Here is a 21120-nt window from a genome sequence, read left to right on the forward strand (position 1 = left end):
TGAGCGCGCGCGGGGTCTGCCGGGCTGTGACGCACGCGACCGAAACGATCCCCATTCCGAGCCTGATCCAAATGACCGACAAGACGCCGTCCGACGCCGTGGACTATTCGCAGACCCTGTTCCTGCCGCAGACCGACTTCCCCATGCGGGCCGGCCTGCCGAAGAAGGAGCCGGAACTGCTGGAGCGCTGGGCCCGCCTCGACCTCTACCAGCGCCTGCGCGAGGTGGGCCGTGGCCGTCCGCGCTTCGTGCTGCACGATGGCCCGCCCTATGCCAACGGCAACATCCACATCGGCCACGCGCTGAACAAGATCCTCAAGGACGTGGTGACGCGCTCCCAGCAGATGCTGGGCTATGACAGCAATTACGTGCCCGGCTGGGACTGCCACGGCCTGCCCATCGAGTGGAAGATCGAGGAAGAGAACTACCGCAAGAAGGGCAAGTCCAAGCCGGACCTGACCGACAGCGCGGCCATGATCGCCTTCCGCCAGGAGTGCCGGGCCTATGCCGAGCACTGGCTGGACGCGCAGCGCACCGAGTTCAAGCGCCTCGGCGTCGAGGGCGACTGGGACCACCCCTACGCCACCATGAGCTTTGCGGCCGAGGCGCAGATCTCCCGCGAGATCATGAAGTTCGCCGCCAACGGCCTGCTCTATCGCGGCTCCAAGCCCGTCATGTGGTCGGTGGTCGAGAAGACCGCGCTGGCCGAGGCGGAGGTGGAGTATCACGACCACACCAGCGATACGGTGTGGGTGAAGTTCCCGGTTCAGGGTGGCGAACTCGCCGGCGTCAGCATCGTCATCTGGACCACCACCCCGTGGACCATCCCCGGCAACCGGGCCATCTCCTTCTCGTCCAAGATCGCCTATGGCCTTTACGAGGTCACGGAGGCGGCTGCGGACAACTGGGCCAAGGTGGGCGACAAGCTGATCCTCGCCGACAAGCTGGCCGAGGAAGTCTTCAAGTCCGCCCGCGTCGCAGCTTTCAAGCGTCTCGACGCTGTGCCGGCTGAGGTACTCGCCGGCCTCACCACCGCCCATCCCCTCGCGAACCTCGATCTCGGTGGCTACCACTTCAAGGTGCCCATGCTTGACGGGGACCATGTCACCGACGACGCGGGCACCGGCTTCGTCCACACCGCGCCGGGCCACGGCCGCGAGGACTTCGAGATCTGGACGCAGAACCGCCGCTGGCTGGAAGAGCGGGGCATCAACCCGGCCATCCCCTATACGGTGGACGAGGACAGCCTCTACACGGTCCAGGCCCCCGGCTTCGAGGGCAAGCGCGTCATCACCGAGAAGGGCGAGAAGGGCGACGCCAATCAGGCCGTCATCGATGCGCTCGTCGCCGCCGGCAACCTGCTCGCGCGCGGCCGCCTGAAGCACCAGTATCCGCACTCCTGGCGCTCCAAGAAGCCGGTCATCTTCCGCAATACGCCGCAATGGTTCATCGCCATGGACCAGGACATCCGGCAGGCGGACGGCAAGGCCGCGCCGCGCCCGGCAACCCTGCCCGGCAACGAGCCGGACACCCTGCGCGCCCGTGCACTCGCCGGCATCAAGACCGTCGAGTGGGTGCCCGAGAGCGGCGAGAACCGCATCACCGGCATGATCGCCAACCGCCCGGACTGGGTGGTCTCGCGCCAGCGCGCCTGGGGCGTGCCGATCACCGTCTTCGTCCGCCCGCTGAACGATGGCTCGGTGGAGATCCTGCGCGACGAGGCGGTGAACGCCCGCATCGCCGAGGCCTTCGAGGCCGAGGGCGCCGACGCCTGGTACAAGGAGGGCGCCCGCGCCCGCTTCCTCGGGGAGCATGCGTCCGGGGACTGGGTGAAGGTGGACGACGTCCTCGACGTCTGGTTCGACAGTGGCTCCACCCACACTTTCACGCTGGAAGTGCGGCCCGACCTCAAGGCCAACCGGCCGCCGAACGGCCCGGACCGGGTGATGTATCTGGAAGGCTCGGACCAGCATCGCGGCTGGTTCCATTCCTCGCTGCTGGAAAGCTGCGGCACCCGCGGCCGTCCGCCCTATGACGCCGTGCTCACCCACGGCTTCGTGCTGGACGAGGACGGGCGCAAGATGTCCAAGTCGCTGGGCAACGTGGTCGCCCCGCAGACGGTCATCAAGGATTCCGGCGCCGACATCCTGCGCCTGTGGGTCTGCGCCTCGGACTATTCCGACGACCTGCGCATCGGCCCGGAAATCCTCAAGACCACCGCCGACACCTATCGCAAGCTGCGCAACACCATCCGCTGGCTGCTCGGCTCGCTGCACCATTACCAGCCGTCCGAGCGCGTGGCCGTCGCCGACATGCCGGCGCTGGAAAAGCTCATCCTGCACCGCCTGTGGGAGCTGGATGGCCAGATCCGTGAGGCCTATGTCGCCTTCGACTACAAGCGGGTGAACGCGCTCCTGACCAACTTCATGACGACGGAGCTCTCCGCCTTCTATTTCGACGTCCGCAAGGACGCGCTCTATTGCGATCCGTTGTCGTCGCTGACGCGCCGGGCCTGCCTCACCGTGCTGGACGAGGTGTTCAACCGCCTCGTCACCTGGCTCGCGCCCATCCTGCCCTTCACCTGCGAGGAAGCCTTCCTCGCCCGCACCGGCTCGCAGGATGGCTCGGTGCATCTCCTCACCTTCCCGGAGACGCCGGAGAGCTGGCGCGACGGGGCGCTGGCGGAGCAGTGGCGCAAGATCCGGCTCGTCCGCCGCGTCGTGCTGGGCGCGCTTGAAGTGGAGCGCGCAGCCAAGCGCATCGGTTCCTCGCTGGAGGCCGCCCCGGTCATCCATGTGACCGATGCGGAACTGGCGGCTGCCCTTGAGGGCGTGGACCTCGCCGAAGTGTGCATCACCTCCGATGCCAGCCTCCTCACCAGCGAGGCCGAAGCCGAGGCCTTCCGCCTCGATGAGGTGCCGGGCGTTGCGGTGGTCTTCGCCCGCGCCGAGGGCCGCAAGTGCGCCCGCTCGTGGAAGGTCTCGCCCGAGGTCGGCAGCGATCCCGAGTATCCCGATGTCACCCCCCGCGACGCACAGGCGCTGCGGGAGCTGAAGGCCCGCGCGGCGGCGGAGTGAGGCGCATGTCCCCCATCCGGCTCGGCCTCCTTACGGCACTGCTCGCTCTGGTCCTCGATCAGGCGAGCAAGACCGCCGTTCTGAGCTGGTCGGCCGGCTGGGATGCGCCGCTGAAGGTCATCACCCCCTTCATGGACTTCGTGGCGATCTGGAACACCGGCATCAGCTACGGCCTGTTCCCGCAGGGCGAGACCGGGCGCTGGGTGCTGGTGGCGGTCAAGATCGCCGCCGCCATCGGCTTTGCGGCGTGGCTCGCCCGCACCCCCCGCCGGCTGGAAGCCTTCGGCCTCGGCCTGCTCATCGGCGGGGCGCTCGGCAATGCGGTGGACCGGGTGGTCTATGGCGGGGTGTTCGACTTCATCTCCCTGCACGCCGGCGACTTCCGCTGGTACGTCTTCAACGTGGCCGACATTGCCGTCGTTGTGGGCGTCGTCATCCTTCTTTATGATGCGCTCTTCGCCCGCGCCTCAAATTCGCCGCCCTCGGAGGGCAGCCCTAAAGGCAACCTCTGATCTGTCCCAACCAAACGTCAACTGACGTTGCGTGAGCGGATGAAGGAGAGAGCGGTTGGACCGGAAACACGGGAAAGGACCCATGCGGAACACCATGAGACGGTCGCTCCAGACCTCCAGGATGCGTGCGTTCCTCCTTGCCGCATCCGCGCTGGCCGCAACGCCGGCCCTGTTTGCCGCGGCGCCCGTCGCCGCCCAGACGGCGAACCAGCTGCCCCAGTCCCAGGATGGCACCCTGATGAACAGCATCATGGGCGCCATCGGCATCGGCGGCGATACCAGGCCGTCCATCGACTATCGCGAGCGCGCCCCGCTGGTGGTGCCGCCCTCGGCCGCGAATGGCGAATTGCCGCAGCCGCAGGCGCCGGCCTCGGCGAAGCTCAACAACTGGCCGAAGGACCCCGACATGGCGCGGGCCGAGAAGGCCAACGCCGTCGATAACAGCCCGGCCCAGCGCTACGAGGACAAGCGCGACGTGCTGCTGCCGAGCGAGCTGAACAAGGGCCGCAAGGCCAATGCCGGCAAGCTGGACGGCCCGGCTCAGCGCTATGAGGACAAGCGCGACGTGCTCTCCCCGAGCGAACTCGGCTTCAAGTCCTGGTTCGGCATCACGCCTTCCGACCAGAAGCCGATGGTGTTCACCGGCGAGCCCACCCGCGAGAGCCTGACGCAGCCTCCCACCGGCTATCAGACCCCCGCCCCCAACGCCCCCTACGGCGTGGTGGAGAAGAAGAACGAGCCGTTCAAATTCCCCACCCTGTTCGACCGCAATTGATCCGCGGGCGCGAACGTCTTCTCCCTTTTCCCGCCGCCCGGCACCCCGGGCGGCGTCTTCGCTCAAGGCTTGGCTGCGCCGATACCCATGCGCGGCCCGCGCCGGTGAGGTGCGCTGCGCGGCCCACCGTGATGCCCGCGCCATCAAAAGCCCGCGACACTTGCCCCGCCCCCGCTGCGAACGCCGCCCCCTTCAGGCACACTGACGCACCGTCTGCCTTGGCGCGTGCCGGGCGACATCCTATCTCTCATCGATGCGCGCCCGCCGGGACGCGCCGTGGAACCGCCCCGTGAACGTGAGACGCCTTGCCATGGTCGCCATTCTCGCCGCCGCCGGAGCCGCAGCCGCGGTCTCCCCTGCCCCCGCCGCAGGGCCGGACGTGGCGCAGTTCGAACTCGCCAACGGCATGAAGGTGATGGTCATTCCCGATCACCGCACGCCGGTCGTTACCCACATGGTCTGGTATCAGGTGGGGTCGGCGGACGAGCAGCCGGGCAAGTCGGGCATCGCCCACTTCCTCGAGCATCTCATGTTCAAGGGCACCGAGAAGAACGCCCCCGGCGTCTTCTCCGCCGAGGTGGCGCGGCTGGGCGGGCAGGAGAATGCCTTCACCTCCACCGACTACACCGCCTATTTCCAGCGCGTGGCCAAGGATCACCTGAAGAAGGTGATGGCCTTCGAGGCCGACCGCATGACCGGCCTCGTGCTCACCGACGAGGTGGTGCTGCCCGAGCGCGACGTGGTGCTGGAAGAGCGCCGCATGCGCACGGACAACGACCCCTCCGCCCGCCTCGGCGAGGCCATGCAGGCGGCGACCTATGTCAACCATCCCTACCAGCACCCGATCATCGGCTGGGAGCACGAGATCAAGCAGCTGAACCGGGAGGACGCCCTCGCCTTCTACCGGCGCTATTACGCCCCCAACAATGCCGTGCTGGTGGTGGCGGGCGACGTGGAGCCCGCGCAGGTGAAGGCACTGGCCGAGGAGACCTATGGCAAGGTCGCCCGCGCGGACACGCCCAAGCGCAACCGCCCGCAGGAGCCCGAGCCGCAGGTGCACCGCCGCCTCTCGCTGAGCGATGCCCGCGTGGCGCAGCCGGTGCTCCAGCGCTCCTATCTCGTGCCGTCCTACCGCACCGCCAAGGGCAATGAGGCGGACGTTCTGGACGTGCTGGCCCAGATCCTCGGCGGCGGCCAGACCGGTCGGCTCTACCGCACGCTGGTGGTGGAGAAGGGCCTCGCGGCCGGTGCCGGTGCCTGGTACCAGGGCACGGCCTATGACGAGACCCGCTTCGGCTTCTCGGCCTCCCCGCGTCCCGGCGTGACGCTGGAGCAGCTGGAAGCCGCCCTGGACGAGGTGATCGCCAAGATCGCCGCCGAGGGTCCGGACGAGCTGGAGCTCGCCCGCGCCAAGACCCGTCTCACGGCAGATGCCATCTATGCCCGCGACAATCAGGCGACGCTTGCCCGCATCTATGGTGCGGCATGGGCCACCGGCGTGAGCGTCGATCAGGTGAACGCCTGGCCGGACGCGGTCAAGGGCGTGACCGCGGAAGAGGTGAAGGCCGCCGCCGCCCGCTATCTGGTGCTGCGCCGGGCCGTGACCGGCTATCTCACCCCGGCGCCGCAGGCCGAAGCCAAGCCTGAGAGCAAGGGTCCTGCGGAGAAGCGTTCGTGACGGTTCGCCCGTTTGCCACCGGGGCGGCGCAGGTCGCTCCGCCCCCGGCCGCCTCCGGCGCCCTGCGCATGCCGGCGGTGACCGGTTTCCTCCTTCTGTTTTCGATGGTCGTCATGTCGCTCGCTCTCGTCACGCCCACGCCCGCCCAGTCGCAGACCACGCGGATCACCCGCGTCATGAGCCCCGGCGGCATCGAGGCCTGGCTGGTGCGCGACACCACCCTGCCGCTCATCGCCATGGAATTCGCCTTCATGGGCGGCGCCGCGCAGGACCCGGCGGACAAGCCGGGCGTCGCCAGCCTCACCGCCTCGCTGCTGGATGAAGGCGCGGGCGACATGACTGCGGAGGTCTTCCACCGCACGCTGGCCGACAAGGCCATCGAGCTGCATTTCGACGCCAATCGCGACGAGATGCGCGGCTCCGTGCGCACGCTCTCGGAGAACCGCGACGCCGCCTTCGACCTGCTGCGCCTGTCGGTCACGGCGCCCCGCTTCGACACCGAGGCGGTGGAGCGGATCCGCACTGCGCAGCTCGCCGCCTTGCGCCGCCGCTCCACGGAGCCGAACGCCATCGCCAGCGAACGCTGGTTCGCCACCGCCTTCCCGAACCATCCCTATGGCCGCCCGGTCGACGGTTCACTCCAGAGCGTCCCCGCCATCACCCGCGACGATCTCGTGGGCTTCGCCAAGAAAACCCTTGCCCGCGGCAATCTGAAGGTGGCCGTGGTGGGCGACATCACGCCCGAGGAACTCGGCCAGCAGCTCGACCGCGTGTTCGGCACCCTGCCCGCGCAGCCGACCCTCGTGCCGGTGGCGGACGTGAAGCCCAAGGGCCTCGGCACGGTGGACGTGGTGCCGCTCGACGTCTCTCAGTCGGTGGTGATGATTGGCACCGACGGCCTCGACCGGCAGGACCCCGACTTCATTCCCGCTTACGTGCTGAACCACATCCTCGGCGGCAGCGCCTTCTCCTCGCGCCTGTTCAAGGAAGTGCGCGAGGCGCGCGGCCTTGCCTATTCCGTCTATTCCTATCAGGTGGCGCTGGAGCACGTGGGCCTGTGGTTCGCCGGCACGGCGACCAAGAACGAGCGCGCGGCGGAATCCATCAGGATCATCGCCGACGAGTTCCGCAAGATGCTGGATGAAGGCCCCACCCAGACCGAGCTGGACGAGGCCAAGTCCTACCTCACCGGCAGCTATGCCCTGCGCTTCGACACCTCCTCCAAGGTCGCCGGCCAGTTGCTCCAGATCCAGATCGACAAGCTCGGCATCGATTATATCGACCGCCGCAACGCGCTCATCGAGGCGGTGACGCTGGCCGATCTCAAGCGCGTGGCCCAGCGCCTGGCGGGCGCCAAGTCCACCCTGACCGTGGTGGTGGGCCGCCCCGTGGGCCTCGGCGGCTGAGGCTGACCGGGGCCGGGCGCGGGCGCCTCATTGCCGCCCGCGCTAACCATAAAAGCAGGAAGCGCGGCGCATTCGCATGCCGGGCCTCGTCGGCCTGCACGCTCTCATTTACATTTTGTTAGAGATTTGGCCCGGTTTGGTCCGCTGCCCGCCTCTTGAGCGGGCATTTCGACGGGCTGGAGCATGCGTCCATGGAGCGTTCCGCACGCCCCAGGCGCTCTGACGAGGGGACGGCGCGTGCTGCGCGCCAACCCCCGCCATCTGGAGGAAGGTGACATGCGTCTGGCGTTCCACGCCGCCCTGCCGACCCGCATTCTGGCCGGGACCGCCCTGGCTCTCTCGCTGGCGGGCTGCGCGGGCTTCAATTCGCAGGGCACGTTCGGCGCGCCCGGCACCACCGTGGACGGCGCCGCGGCCTCCGCGCCCGTCACCGCATCCGGCACCACGGTGGCGAGCGGTGCCGGCGACGGCACGGAAGTGACCTGCCCGCCGGTGACGGTGCGCTCCGGCGCCTCCACCTGGCAGGTGCCCGCCGCCGGCGGCGGTCTGCGCGCGCAGGGCACCTTCGGCACGCTCGCCCGCGAGTGCAAGGTGACCGCCGGACAGATGAACATCCGCGTCGGCATCGAGGGCCGCGTCATCCTCGGCGACAAGGGCACGCCCGGCGCCTTCACCGTGCCGATCCGCGTGGCGCTGGTGCAGGAGGGGCCCAACCCGGTCACCATCACCAGCAAGTTCTTCGTGGTGCCGGTGCAGATCCTGCCCAACGAGAGCCAGGCCGGCTTCGCCGTGGTGGAGGAAGGCATCACCTTCCCGCTGCCCAAGGGCGATGATCTCGAGCGCTACATCGTCTATGTGGGCTTCGACTCGAAGGGCGAGGCCAAGCCCGCCGCCCCGGCCCGGCCGCGCACGCCGCGCCCCGCCGCCACGAGCAGCGCGCCCAGCACCCCGGCCGCGAGTGCCCCGGCGGCGAGCAGCAGTTCCAGCACCTCGCGCTCCAGCGGCGGCGCCTCGACCGGCAGCGCGCCGGCCAGCGACACCTTCGGCCCGCCGCCCACCTTCTCCGGCTCGTCCTCGGGCGGCGCCGTCGGCCCTTCGCCGAGCACTTTCGGTCCGCCGCCCGCGCAATGAGCGCGACGGTGAATTGAACCGCGATCCCGGATCGCCTATAAGAAGCGCGGCGGTGGGCAACCACCGCCGTTCGGATGATCCCTGCGGGAGAGACCGGAAGCTGTCGAAAGGCAGGATCCGGCGCCGAAGGCGCAACCGCCCCGGAACCGCTCAGGCACAAAGGGCCGCAGGGTGACGAGCCTCTGGAAAGCAGTCGCGGATGCGATGCTGGTCCGGAGCGTTTGGCGTTTTGCGCCTCGCTTCCGGCTGCATGGATCAAGCGACTCACCGAAGGAGTAAGCCGGCCCTTCCGCGTGACGGGGTTCCGGTGAATCTCTCAGGTTCCTGCGACAGAGGGGGCGCCGCGCGGACAGTCATGTCCGCATTTTCTGGCGCCTTTCGCGGAACCGCTTCATGTCGCATGCCGACGATACGTCCCCTTTGCTGAAGACCCCGTTCCACGCCGCCCACGCGGCGCTGGGAGCCAAGCTCGTGCCCTTCGCGGGCTACGACATGCCGGTCCAGTATCCCACGGGGATTCTCACCGAGCACAACTGGACGCGCGAGAACGCCGGCCTGTTCGACGTGTCCCACATGGGCCAGGCCGCCCTCATCGGCCCCGACCACGCCACCACCGCCGCCGCGCTGGAAGCGCTCGTCCCCGCCGACATCCTGAACCTCAAGCCCGGCCAGCAGCGCTATTCGCAGCTGCTCGCGGAGGACGGCGGCATTCTCGACGACCTGATGGTCGCCCGCCCCGCCGACCCGGCGCAGGACGGCACGCTGCTGCTGGTGGTGAACGCCGCCTGCAAGACCGCCGATTACGCCCATATCGCCGCCCGCCTGCCCGCCGGCGTCACCCTCGTGACCCATGAGGACCGCGCGCTGCTCGCCCTGCAGGGGCCAAAGGCCGTGGAGGTGATGGCCCGCCATGCCCCCGGCGCCGCCGACATGGCCTTCATGACCGTGCTCGTCACCACCTATGACGGCCTGCCCATCGCCATCTCCCGCTCCGGCTATACCGGCGAGGACGGCTATGAGATTTCCGTCGCCAATGCCGATGCCGAAACGCTCTGGACCAAGCTTCTGGCCGAGCCGGCAGTGAAGCCCATCGGCCTTGGCGCCCGCGACAGCCTGCGCCTCGAAGCCGGTCTCTGCCTCTATGGCCACGACATCGACACCACCACCTCACCGGTGGAAGGCGCGCTTGTCTGGTCCATCCAGAAGCGCCGCCGCGAGGAGGGGGGCTTCCCCGGTGCGGAGCGCATCCAGCGCGAGCTGAAGGACGGCCCGGCGCGCCTGCGCGTGGGCCTTTCCTTCGAGGGCCGCGCCCCGGCCCGCGAGGGCGCCGAGATCGCCACCAAGGACGGCACCATCGTCGGCCGCGTCACCTCCGGCGGCTTCGGGCCGACGCTCGGCGCGCCCATGGCCCTTGGCTATGTGCCCACCGCCCTTTCCACGCCGGGCACCAAGCTCGACGTCATCGTTCGCGGCAAGCCGCTTGCCGCCACCGTCGTCACAACGCCGTTCGTGCCGCAGCGCTACGTTCGCAAGACTTCCGCAGCCAAAGGGGCCTGACCAATGACCACCCGTTATTCCAAGGATCATGAATACGTCCGCCTCGAAGGCGACGTGGCCGTGGTCGGCATCTCGAACTACGCCCAGGAGCAGCTCGGCGACGTGGTGTTCGTGGAATTGCCCGAGATCGGCAAGGCCATCGCGCAGGGCAAGGAAGCCGCCGTGGTGGAGAGCGTGAAGGCGGCGAGCGAGGTCTATGCCCCCGTCTCCGGCGAGGTGGTGGAGGTCAACAGCGACCTTGAGGCCACCCCGGCGACCGTGAACGAGGACCCGGAAGGCAAGGGCTGGTTCCTGAAGCTCAAGCTCTCCGACACCGCCCAGTTCGACGCGCTTATGAGCGCCGACGACTACAAGGCCTATCTCGACACCCTCTGAGACCGGGAGAGGATCCATGGCCCACGTCTATACCGCGACGGTGCGCTGGGAGCGGGGCGACGCCGTCTTCACCGACGGCCGCTACAGCCGCGCCCACCGCCTGATCTTCGACGGGCTGGAAGTGCCGGGATCCTCCTCCCCCGCCTCCGTCCGTGTGCCCCTCTCGCGGGAGGATGCGCTGGACCCCGAGGAGGCCGTGGTCGGCGCGCTTTCGAGCTGCCACATGCTGTTCTTCCTCGACTTCGCCCGCCGGGCGGGATTGCGGGTGGACAGCTACACCGACGCCGCCGTCGGCGAGATGGCACCGAACGACAAGGGCAAGCTCTATCTCGCCCGCATCACGCTGAACCCCGCTGTGGCGTTCAGCGGCGACAAAACCCCCACCGCCGAGGAGGTGGAGGCGCTCCACCACCGCGCCCACGAGGAATGCTACATCGCCAATTCGCTGCGCGGTGAAGTGGTTCTCGTTCCTAGTTTTCCTATGGCCTAAGGCCCCCGAACCCGAGACATCCATGCGCTATCTGCCCCTCACCCCGGAGGACCGCACGGAGATGCTGGCGCGCATCGGCGCCCCCTCCGTCGATGCCCTCTTCGCCGACATCCCGGCCGCGAAACTCAACCCCGCTCTCGCTGACCTGCCGGCGCACAAGACCGAGCTTTCCGTCGAGCGCACGCTCGGCGCGCTCTCCGCGCAGAACGTGCCGGCGGGCTCCGTGCCTTTCTTCGTCGGCGCGGGCGCCTATCGCCACCATGTGCCGGCGACCGTGGATCATCTGATCCAGCGCTCGGAATTCCTCACCTCCTACACGCCGTACCAGCCGGAAATCGCGCAGGGCACGCTGCAGTATCTGTTCGAGTTCCAGACCCAGGTGGGCGAGCTCACCGGCATGGAGGTGGCAAACGCCTCCATGTATGACGGCTCCACCGCCGCCGCGGAGGCGGTGCTGATGGCCCACCGCGTCACCAAGCGCCGCAAGGCCGTGGTGGCCGGCAACGTGCACCCGCACTATCGCGAGACCATCGCCACGCTCTCGCGCTATGCGGACGATGCGGTGGTCGCCCTCTCGCCCGTCCCGCAGGGCGGCAAGGACATCCTCTCCGCCATCGACGGCGAGACCTCCTGCGTCGTGGTGCAGAGCCCCGACGTGTTCGGCAACATCGTCGATCTGAAGCCCATCGCCGAGAAGGCCCATGCGGCCGGCGCGCTGCTGATCGCGGTGTTCACGGAAGTGGTCTCGCTCGGCCTCATCGAGCCGCCCGGCGCGCAGGGCGCGGACATCGTGGTGGGCGAGGGCCAGTCCATCGGCAATCCGCTCACCTTCGGCGGGCCTTATGTGGGCCTGTTCGCCACCCGCCAGAAGTATGTGCGCCAGATGCCCGGCCGTCTCGCCGGAGAGACGGTGGACGCCAGCGGCAAGCGCGGCTTCGTGTTGACGCTCTCCACCCGCGAGCAGCACATCCGCCGCGAGAAGGCGACCTCCAACATCTGCACCAATTCCGGCCTGTGCGCACTGGCCTTCACCATCCATCTCACCTTGCTGGGCGAGACGGGCCTGCGCAAGCTCGCCCGGCTGAACCACGCCAATGCCTGCAAGCTGGCGGACAAGCTCTCCGCCGTGCCGGGCGTTCAGGTGCTCAACGGCGCCTTCTTCAACGAATTCACCATCCGCGTGCCGGGCAAGGCGGCGGACGTGATCGAGAAGCTGGCGGCCAAGGGCGTGCTGGGCGGCGTGCCTTACGCGCGCCTCGCGCCAAAGGCGGGCCTCGACGACCTGATCCTCGTCGCCGCCACCGAGATCAATACGGATGAAGATCGCGTCGCCTATGCGGCCGCGCTGAAGGAGGTGCTGGCATGAACCGCGAAGGACGCGGGGCGACGACCCCCATCACCACCGGCGGCGCTGCGCCCCACACCTTCACCGGCAACCGCGCGCTGGAGCTGGAAGAGGGCCTGATCTTCGAGATCGGCCGCACCGACGTCACCGGCGTGGACATCGAGGACGCGGGCGACTTCACGCCCCGCCTCGGCGGCCATGAGCGCAAGGCGGACCTTGGCCTGCCGGGCCTCGCCGAGCCGGAGGCCATGCGCCATTACGTGCGCCTGTCGCGTATGAATTACGGCATCGACAGCGGCCTCTTCCCGCTCGGCTCGTGCACCATGAAGCACAACCCGCGCCTCAACGAGAAGATGGCCCGCCTGCCGGGCTTTGCCGATGTGCACCCGCTCCAGCCGGTCTCCACGGTGCAGGGCGCCCTCGCCCTCATCAAGGAACTGTCCCGCTGGCTCCTGTCGCTCACCGGCATGGAAGCGGTGGCCTTCACGCCGAAGGCCGGCGCCCATGGCGAACTGTGCGGCATGATGGCCATCAAGGCGGCGCACATCGCCAACGGCCAGAAGCGTCATATCGTGCTGGTGCCCGAGAGTGCCCACGGCACCAACCCGGCCACCGCCGCGCTCATCGGCTATGAGGTGAAGTCGATCCCCGCCCGCGCCGACGGCACGGTGGACCCGGCCGCCGTGAAGGCCGCGCTCACCCCCGAGGTGGCGGCCCTCATGCTCACCAACCCCAACACCTGCGGCCTGTTCGAGCGGGACGTGGTGGAGATTGCCGAGGCGGTGCACGCGGCGGGCGCCTATTTCTATGCGGACGGCGCCAACTTCAACGCCATCCTCGGCAAGGTGAAGGTGGGTGAGCTGGGCGTGGACGCCATGCACATCAACCTGCACAAGACCTTCTCCACGCCGCACGGCGGCGGCGGCCCCGGCGCCGGCCCGGTGGTGCTCTCCAAGGCGCTAGCGCCCTTCGCGCCCGTGCCGGCCATCGTCGCGGACGGCGCCGGCCTGAAGCTGGTGGAGGACGAGGGCGAGGCGGGTGCCGTGCAGGCGCTCGGCCGCATGAGCGCCTTCCACGGCCAGATGGGCATGTTCGTGCGCGCCTTGGCCTGGATGCTCTCCCACGGCGCGGATGGCATGAAGCAGGCGTCGGAGGATGCGGTGCTCTCGGCCAATTACATCCGCGCCTGCCTCGGCGACGTGATGAGCGTGCCCTTCGGCGAGCGCCCGGCCATGCACGAGGCGCTGTTCGATGATGCCTGGCTGGAGGGCACGGGCCTCTCCACCCTCGACATCGCGAAGGCCCTCATCGACGAGGGCTACCACCCGATGACGGTGTACTTCCCGCTGGTGGTGCACGGCGCCATGCTGATCGAACCGACGGAGAGCGAGTCCAAGGCCTCGCTCGACCTGTTCATCGGTGCGCTGCGCGACCTCGCCTTCGCGGCGAAGGCCGGGGAGAAGGAGCGCTTCCTCGGCGCCCCGCACTACGCCCCCCGCCGCCGGCTGGACGAGACCCGCGCCGCCCGCGCCCCCGTCCTGCGCTGGGTCAAGCCCCAGCCGCTGCCGGAAGCGGCGGAGTGATCGGACGCTTGCGAAAGCGCTGAAAGAAGAGCCCGGCGGCCCACTCCGCCGGGCTCTTTGTTTATGTTCGGGTGGCTGGCTTCACCGTCACGCAACGCACCCCCTGTCCCCGCTCAACAGGCCCCCTCCCCCCTTGTGGGGGAGGGTTGGGGAGGGGGGTGGAACGGCCTGCCAAACGCACGTGCCCTCCCCCTCGAGCAGACGGCGCGGAAAACGGAGAGGGCATTACCCCCCTCCCTGCCCTTCCCTCAAGGGGGGAGGGTTCGCGAACGGCAGGGGTGCGAGGGATCGAGCAGGAGGCGCACCGCTCCTACGCCTTCCGCACCCGCCGCAGCCAGCGGCTCAGCGGCAAGGCCAGGATGAGGAGGCCGCAGACGATGAGGCCCATGCCGGCGAAGCGCAGCGGGGGAAAGCGTTCGCCCAGCACGAGCGCGGCTGACAGCGTGCCGAAGAGCGGCACGAGCAGGGAGAAGGGCGCCACCGTGCCCGCGGGGTAGAGATTGAGCAGGTGGCCCCAGATGCCGAAGCCGATCAGCGTCGTCGGAACGGCGAGATAGAGCACCGTGCCGTAGGCCAGAAGGTCCGCATGGGCGAAGGCGAAGGTGATCGCCGGCCAGCCCTCGAAGGCCAGCGACAAGGCGAAGGCCGGCAGCGGCGGCACGAGGCTCAGCCACACCACCATGGGCAGCATGTCCACCTTGCCGGTGCCGCGCATCAGCACATTGCCGACGCCCCAGCTCAGAGCCGCGCACATGGTCAGCCCGAGGCCGAGCAGTGTCATGTCGCCGCCGACGCTGAAGCCGATCAGCGCGAGGCCACAGAAAGCCACCATCACCCCGGTGAGCTGCCGTGCCGAGGGACGCTCCCGCAGAACCAGCGCCGCGATGAGGATGGTGAAGAAGGCCTGCGCCTGAAGCGTCAGCGAGGCGAGGCCCGGCGGCATGCCCTTCGTCATGGCGATGAAGATGAAGACGAACTGGCCGAGAAACCAGGTGAGCCCGATCGCCAGCATGCGCCGGAACGGCACCTTGGGCGGGCGCACCACCAGCACTGGCAGTGCCGCCACCACGAAGCGCAGCACGGTCAGCAGCAGCGGGGGGAAGGTCTCGAGCCCGACATGGATGACGACGAAATTGAAGCCCCAGACAGCCGTGACCAGCACGGCAAGGGCGATGTGGCGGGGGGCCATGGCGGGTCCGGTCAGAAGCGATGGTGTCTTTTGGACGCCGGTCATCGTCGGCACAAGCGACTTTTCCGCAAGCCATCCATCAGCGACGCAAATGCCGCCAACCGGAAGGCTGCGCTCAAGTTTTCGCGCCGCGACATCTTCGCGTCTGCGATATGACGCAACGTCAATATTGCAGACAATCTAAGCATTCGCAGCCTCATGCCTGAGAGGAATCACAACATTCCCGGCCGATTACATTGACAGACTCAGGCGCCGGGCTGCCGAATACAGATGCGGCGAGAACGGGCAGCAAGCCCGCAGCGTCACCGCCCAAGCCATCCGAGGAGACGTTCATGTGGAACCAGGTCTATGACCCGTTCGGCAGTCCCGTGCTTTCCACGCTCGTGGCCGCCATTCCCGTCGTCACGCTGCTCGTTCTCATCGCCACCAACAAGGTGAAGGCCCACTGGGCGGCGGTCATCGCCCTCGCCGTGGCGCTGCTGGTGGTGACTTTGGGCTTCACCATGCCCACCGGCCATGCGCTGCGCGCCACCTGGCTCGGCGTCATCACCGGCTTCTTCCCCATCGGCTGGATCATCCTGAACGTCATTTTTCTCTACCGGCTCACGGTGGAGAAAGGCTGGTTCGAGACGCTGCAACACTCCATCGGCGGCATCAGCGCCGACCGGCGCATTCAGCTGCTGCTCATCGCCTTTGCCTTCGGCGCCTTCTTCGAAGGAGCATCGGGCTTCGGCACGCCGGTGGCGGTGACCGGCGCGCTGCTCATCGGCCTCGGCTTCTCGCCGCTCGCCGCCTCGGGCCTCTCGCTCATCGCCAATACGGCGCCCGTGGCCTATGGCGCCCTCGGAACGCCCATCCAGGGCCTCGCCAGCGTCACCGGGCTCGACCCCTATCTGCTCGGCGCCATGGTGGGGCGGCAACTGCCCTTCTTCTCGCTGATCGTGCCATTCTGGCTCATCTGGGTCTTCGCCGGCTGGCGCGGCATGATGCAGGTGTGGCCGGCCATCCTCGTCACCGGCATCTCCTTTGCCGTGCCGCAGTTCCTCATCTCCAATTATGTGAACCCGTGGATCGTCGACATCGGCGCGTCCATCATCTCCATGGCCTGCCTCGTCGCCTTCCTTCAGGTGTGGCAGCCGAAGGAGCTGTGGCTCTCCGCCAAGCTGCGGACGAAGGACGACAGCGCCGCCACCATGGCGCCTCCGCCGGTGCGCACCCACGTCGCCACCCGCAGCGAGGTGATCTGGTCCTGGGTGCCGTGGGTCATCCTCTCGGTGGTGGTCGCCATCTGGGGCACCGGCTGGTTCAAGGCGCTGGTGAACCCGCTGTTCACCCTCAACTTCCCCATTGAGGGCCTGCATAACCAGATCCAGAAGGTGCCGCCCGTGGTGGCCGCGCCGGTGAAGGAGGGCGCCGTCTTTGCCTTCACCTATCTCTCCTATACGGGCACCGGCATCCTCATCGCGGCCGTCCTCTCGGCAGCGGTGATGAAGTATTCGCCGATCCGGCTCATCAAGGCCTATCTGGAGACGCTGTGGGTGGTGCGCTATTCGCTCGTCACCATCGCCGCCATGCTCGCCATCGGCACCCTCACCCGCTACTCGGGCGTGGACGCGACGCTGGGCCTTGCCTTCGCGCAGGCGGGCTTCCTCTATCCCTTCTTCGGCACGCTGCTCGGCTGGCTGGGCGTGGCGCTCACCGGCTCCGACACCGCCTCCAACGTGCTGTTCGGCGGCCTGCAGAAGATCACCGCCGAGCAACTGGGCCTCAGCCCCATCCTCATGGGCGCGGCCAATTCCTCCGGCGGCGTCATGGGCAAGATGATCGACGCCCAGTCCATCGTGGTGGCCTCCACCGCCACCAACTGGTTCGGGCACGAAGGCTCCATCCTGCGCTTCGTGTTTTGGCACTCCATCGTGCTCGCCTGCCTCGTGGGCGTGCTGGTGATGCTCCAGGCCTATGTCTGGCCCTTCACGGCCATGGTCATCCACTGACCGCCTGAAAAACGGAAAGGCCGGCGGGATGCCGGCCTTTCTCATCACTCTTCGCTCAGTCCTCGCCGGGAATGGCGAGCGGCAGGGGAATGGGGGATGGCTGCGGGATGGGCACCGCATAATAGCGTCGCTGCACGATGCCCGCTTCCGTGAACGGCCCCTTGGCCGCCGCCTTCGCGCCGGCCTTGCCCGCCGTCGCATAGGACATCGGCCCCGGCATGCGCGGCTGGGAGGGCAGCGAGCCCGGTGGCAGCAACACCGGCTGGTGCGAGTCCGCATCATAGCCGGGCTGCGGTGCGCCATAGGGTGCAGGCTGCGGCTGGTAGGTCTGCTGGGGGGCCGGCTGGCCATAGCCCTGCGGCCCCTGCCGGGCATAACCCTGCTGCTGCCCGTAGCCCTGCTGGCCATAGCCGGAGGACGGCGGGGCCGAGACCTGCGGCGTGCCATAGGTCGGCGCGCGGCCATAGCCCGGCTGCGGCTGGATGGGCTGCGGCTCACCCATGCGCGGCGGGGTCTGCTGGGGCTGGGCAGCCTGGGGCGCAATCTCCTGCGGCGCGTTCGCCTCTTCCTCGGCGGGCGCTTCCTCCTGCGGCTGCCCCTGCACCTGCGGACTCCCCATCGGCTCGGCCTGGCCCTGCGGCAGGCGCAGCGGCTGCATGGGCGCGCGCTCATAGCCGCCCGGTTGCTGCGGCGCGGGCTGCTGCGGATAGCCGGGCTCGGGCGCCGAGACGGAGAGCACGGGCGGGGCCGGCAGCGGCTGGGGCTTCGGCTTGCAGATGAGGCGCGGGTTGTTCCGCCGCATCAGGTCCACATGGATGTGGTCGTAATGGAAGATGTTGGAGCCCGGCGCGAGCACGGTGGTGAAGGCCTCGCAGGCGCCTGCCTGCACCTGGAGCAGGAAGCCGCGGGCCTCGGGCGGCCCCTTCCAGCCGTTCTTCACGGAGATGTCCACGCCATTGGCGAAGCGGAAACCGCCCACGTCGAGGGCGTTGCCGAAGGCATGCTCGGAGATCTTGGCGCCCGGCTGGCCGTTCATCCCGCGGCAGGAATAGGACGACATCTGCTTGATGGCGACGACGGGCGCGCCCATCCAGGCCATGGCGGCTGGCTGCACCACCTGGGCAATCCAGGCGTCCACCTCGCGGACCATCGGGCAGGCGAGCGTCGCCTTGGGCTCGATGCCGACCGTGCCGTCATTGAGCGCGGCCACCTTGAAGGGGTGCTCCATGCCGCAGGCGCCGGGCCCGTCAATGGAGCGCATGGGCTCGATATAGACGGATGGGGTGACACCGCCCTCGGCGATGCACTTCTCCTCGGCCTGGGCACGCCAGGGCTCACGCCGCTGGAACATGTCGAACCGGCAGCCAGTCAGGAGGAGCCCCACACAGACGAGCGGGGCTACGAAGGACCAGGAAACTCCGCGCGTCATGCCCCCATCGTGGGGACCTGTCCTTGAGACGGCGTTAAAATTTGGCGGCGGATTTCCGGCTTTTTCAGCGCCAAAAGTAAAAAACCGCCCCCGAACCACCGGGAGCGGTTTTTAAGTACCAGCCGGCGTTAAGACGCCCCAACGTCAGGCGTGCTCAGGCTCGCCCACGTTCTCGATGGTGCGCACCTTGTCCACCACCGCCTTCTGCACCTTCTCGAAGGCGCGCACCTCGATCTGGCGCACGCGCTCGCGGGAGACGCCGAACTCGGCTGCCAGTTCTTCCAGCGTGACCGGGTCCTCGGACAGCCGGCGCGCCTCAAAGATGCGGCGCTCGCGCGGGTTAAGTACCGCGAGCGCACTGGAAAGCGCGGTGCGTCGGTTGTCCAGTTCCTCGCTCTCGACGAGGTTGGTCTCCTGGTCCTGATGGTCGTCCTGGAGCCAGTCCTGCCACTCGCCGCCGCCGTCGCCATCCTCGCGCAGGGGCGCGTTGAGGGAGGCGTCGCCGGAGAGGCGGCGGTTCATGTCCACCACATCCTGCTCGGTCACGCCGAGCTTGGTGGCGATCTGCTTCACCTGATCGGGGCGCAGATCGCCCTCTTCCAGCGCGGAGATCTGGCTCTTGGCCTTGCGCAGGTTGAAGAACAGCTTCTTCTGCGCCGCCGTGGTGCCCATCTTCACGAGGCTCCACGAGCGCAGGATGTATTCCTGGATCGAGGCGCGGATCCACCACATGGCATAGGTGGCGAGGCGGAAGCCCTTTTCGGGCTCGAACCTCTTCACCGCCTGCATGAGGCCGACGTTGCCTTCCGAGATCACCTCGGATATGGGCAGGCCGTAGCCGCGATAGCCCATGGCGATCTTGGCGACCAGCCGCAAGTGGCTGGTAACGAGCTTATGGGCCGCATCGCGATCCCCATGCTCGCGCCAGCTCTTCGCCAGCATGTACTCCTCTTGCGGTTCCAGCATCGGGAACCGACGTATCTCTTCGAGATACCGCGTCAGACCACCTTCCGCTGAAGGGATCGGCGCCTGCCTGCTTCCGGCCATGGAGGCCTCCTTTCTCGTGGTCCTCCGCCCGAGCGACCACATACGCGGCCGCGTGCCGCCAACCGCAACTGCGTAATATACGGTCCCTAACGCAGATCGGATAGGTGGGGTCCCCTCACGGCAGCGCGAGGGCGTCGCGCAGCCGTGCGAGATCCTCAGGAAGCGGGCTTTCGAACAAGAGTTCCTCGTCCGTCACGGGATGGGCGAAGCCGAGCCGGGCTGCGTGCAGCGCCTGGCGGCCCAGCGCTGCAAGCAGGGCCCGCGCGCCTTCCGGCAGGCGGCTCGCCTTGGTGCGGAACCCCTGTCCATAGACCTCATCGCCCAGCAGCGGATGGCCCACATGCGCCAGATGGACGCGGATCTGGTGCGTGCGCCCCGTTTCCAGCTGGCACTCGACGAGGCTTGCCAGCGGCGTGCCGTCGGCGCCGGCGAAAACCTCCAGCCGCTCCCAATGGGTGATGGCCTCGCGTCCGCTCTGCCGCACCGCCATCTTCTGGCGGTGGGTGGGGTGGCGGTCGATGCGCGCATCCACCGTGCCACGCTGGTCGGGCACGCCCCACACGAAGGCATAATAGGCCCGCTCCAGCGGCCCGGTGCGGCCGTGGTCCGCAAACTGGGCGGCGAGCCCGGCATGGGCGGCGTCGGTCTTGGCCACCACCAGCAGGCCGGAGGTGTCCTTGTCGAGCCGGTGCACGATGCCCGGCCGCTTCACGCCGCCAATGCCCGAGAGGGAGGCGCCGCAATGGGCCAGCAGGCCGTTGACCAGCGTGCCCGACCAGTTGCCCGGCGCCGGATGCACCACGAGCCCCGCCGGCTTGTCCACGACGATGAGGAAGTCGTCTTCATAGGCGATGGAAAGGTCCATCTTTTCCGGCACGGGCGCCGCGGGTTCGGGCGCAGGCACGCGCACCGTCCATTCGTCCCCGGCATTGACCCGCTCGGCCGGGTCTCCTACCACTCGCCCGCCGACGCTCACCCGGCCGTCCGCCACCAGCTTCTGCAGGCGGGTGCGGCTGAGGTCCGGCAGGCGGGCGGCGAGGAAGCGATCGGCCCTGAGGCCGGCATCCTCTGGACCCACGGTCAGCACATGGGCCGTGCCGTCGTCCTCACTGGCGTCCCCGATCGGAAGGTCGAGGAGATCGTCGTCGTCCAAGGTCTCATTCCTCAAAGGCTGGCCCATGTTTCCCCGCCCCGATCCGGTCTCGCAAGACGAGGTGGACAAGCTCTCCACCGATCAGGCCCGCGTGGTGCAGAAGATGCGGCGCTTTTCCATGGTGTCGGGGCTGGTCATGGCGCTCGGCATCGCGAGCATTCTCGGTGTCATCGGCTATCGCATGATGCGGGGCAAGGCCACCAAGGCGGGCGACATCACCGCCACATTGCCCAAGGGCGCCCGCATCGTCTCCACCGCCGTCGCCGACCGGCTGCTGGTGGTGACACTGGACGTGGGCGGCACGCCGGAAATCCGCACCTACGACCTTGCGACCCTCACCCCCGCCGGCCGCCTGACCTTCGCCGTCGCGCCCTGACAG

Annotated in this window: 17 protein-coding genes and 1 riboswitch; of the genes, 13 read left to right on the forward strand and 4 right to left on the reverse strand. The window is 68.4% G+C overall.

Going from position 1 to position 21120, the window contains the following annotated elements; genetic code table 11:
- The first annotated feature begins 71 nt into the window (after positions 1–71).
- From ileS to gcvPB, 11 genes are all read left to right on the forward strand, one after another.
- Positions 72–3077, forward strand: coding sequence for an isoleucine--tRNA ligase (gene ileS / locus DFO45_RS21520; protein WP_133866479.1), 3006 nt, complete (start codon positions 72–74; stop codon positions 3075–3077).
- A 5-nt stretch (positions 3078–3082) separates the two neighbouring features.
- Complete coding sequence (gene lspA / locus DFO45_RS21525) at positions 3083–3589, forward strand: signal peptidase II (RefSeq protein WP_133866480.1); 507 nt, start codon at positions 3083–3085, stop codon at positions 3587–3589.
- Positions 3590–3710: 121 nt separating this feature from the next.
- Positions 3711–4364, forward strand: coding sequence for a hypothetical protein (locus tag DFO45_RS21530; RefSeq protein WP_133866481.1), 654 nt, complete (start codon positions 3711–3713; stop codon positions 4362–4364).
- Between the two features lie 310 nt (positions 4365–4674).
- Complete coding sequence (locus tag DFO45_RS21535) at positions 4675–6042, forward strand: pitrilysin family protein (protein WP_133866609.1); 1368 nt, start codon at positions 4675–4677, stop codon at positions 6040–6042.
- Positions 6039–7448, forward strand: a complete 1410-nt coding sequence (locus DFO45_RS21540; RefSeq protein ID WP_245518217.1) for a pitrilysin family protein — start codon at positions 6039–6041, stop codon at positions 7446–7448. Before DFO45_RS21535 ends, DFO45_RS21540 begins: the two co-directional genes overlap by 4 nt.
- 237 nt (positions 7449–7685) lie before the next feature.
- A complete protein-coding gene (locus DFO45_RS21545; RefSeq protein WP_133866482.1) occupies positions 7686–8579 on the forward strand; it encodes a hypothetical protein in 894 nt (297 codons plus the stop codon).
- 74 nt (positions 8580–8653) lie between these two features.
- Positions 8654–8756: riboswitch (glycine riboswitch) on the forward strand.
- A 216-nt stretch (positions 8757–8972) separates the two neighbouring features.
- On the forward strand, positions 8973–10136 hold the full coding sequence (gcvT, locus tag DFO45_RS21550; protein ID WP_133866483.1) for a glycine cleavage system aminomethyltransferase GcvT: 1164 nt from the start codon (positions 8973–8975) through the stop codon (positions 10134–10136).
- Between the two features lie 3 nt (positions 10137–10139).
- Positions 10140–10511 (forward strand): glycine cleavage system protein GcvH, encoded by a 372-nt coding sequence (gcvH, locus tag DFO45_RS21555; protein ID WP_012172766.1) that lies wholly within the window; start codon positions 10140–10142, stop codon positions 10509–10511.
- A 16-nt stretch (positions 10512–10527) separates the two neighbouring features.
- Positions 10528–11001: an OsmC family protein gene (locus tag DFO45_RS21560; RefSeq protein ID WP_133866484.1), complete on the forward strand. Its 474-nt coding sequence runs from the start codon at positions 10528–10530 to the stop codon at positions 10999–11001.
- A 22-nt stretch (positions 11002–11023) separates the two neighbouring features.
- Positions 11024–12367 (forward strand): aminomethyl-transferring glycine dehydrogenase subunit GcvPA, encoded by a 1344-nt coding sequence (gene gcvPA / locus DFO45_RS21565; protein ID WP_133866485.1) that lies wholly within the window; start codon positions 11024–11026, stop codon positions 12365–12367.
- Positions 12364–13929, forward strand: coding sequence for an aminomethyl-transferring glycine dehydrogenase subunit GcvPB (gcvPB, locus tag DFO45_RS21570; RefSeq protein WP_133866486.1), 1566 nt, complete (start codon positions 12364–12366; stop codon positions 13927–13929). The genes gcvPA and gcvPB overlap by 4 nt, the downstream gene beginning before the upstream one ends.
- A 310-nt stretch (positions 13930–14239) precedes the next feature.
- Here gcvPB and DFO45_RS21575 read toward each other — a convergent pair whose 3' ends face one another.
- Positions 14240–15118 carry an EamA family transporter gene (locus DFO45_RS21575; protein ID WP_133866487.1) on the reverse strand — a complete coding sequence of 293 codons (879 nt, stop codon included), beginning with the start codon at positions 15116–15118 and terminating at the stop codon, positions 14240–14242.
- Between the two features lie 332 nt (positions 15119–15450).
- Between DFO45_RS21575 and DFO45_RS21580 the strand changes: the two genes are divergently transcribed.
- Complete coding sequence (locus tag DFO45_RS21580; protein ID WP_012172771.1) at positions 15451–17112, forward strand: L-lactate permease; 1662 nt, start codon at positions 15451–15453, stop codon at positions 17110–17112.
- 55 nt (positions 17113–17167) lie between these two features.
- Here DFO45_RS21580 and DFO45_RS21585 read toward each other — a convergent pair whose 3' ends face one another.
- From DFO45_RS21585 to DFO45_RS21595, 3 genes are all read right to left on the reverse strand, one after another.
- The gene (locus tag DFO45_RS21585) at positions 17168–18541 is read right to left on the reverse strand and encodes an extensin family protein (protein WP_081434076.1); all 1374 of its coding nucleotides are present in this window, start codon (positions 18539–18541) and stop codon (positions 17168–17170) included.
- A gap of 144 nt (positions 18542–18685) precedes the next feature.
- Positions 18686–19588, reverse strand: coding sequence for an RNA polymerase sigma factor RpoH (rpoH, locus tag DFO45_RS21590; protein WP_012172773.1), 903 nt, complete (start codon positions 19586–19588; stop codon positions 18686–18688).
- A 115-nt stretch (positions 19589–19703) separates the two neighbouring features.
- Positions 19704–20741: an RluA family pseudouridine synthase gene (locus DFO45_RS21595; protein WP_245518218.1), complete on the reverse strand. Its 1038-nt coding sequence runs from the start codon at positions 20739–20741 to the stop codon at positions 19704–19706.
- Positions 20742–20766: 25 nt separating this feature from the next.
- Between DFO45_RS21595 and DFO45_RS21600 the strand changes: the two genes are divergently transcribed.
- The gene (locus DFO45_RS21600; protein ID WP_133866489.1) at positions 20767–21117 is read left to right on the forward strand and encodes a hypothetical protein; all 351 of its coding nucleotides are present in this window, start codon (positions 20767–20769) and stop codon (positions 21115–21117) included.
- Positions 21118–21120 lie beyond the last annotated feature (3 nt).

The sequence above is a fragment of the Azorhizobium sp. AG788 genome (assembly GCF_004364705.1).
GTDB classification, from domain to species: Bacteria; Pseudomonadota; Alphaproteobacteria; order Rhizobiales; family Xanthobacteraceae; genus Azorhizobium; species Azorhizobium caulinodans.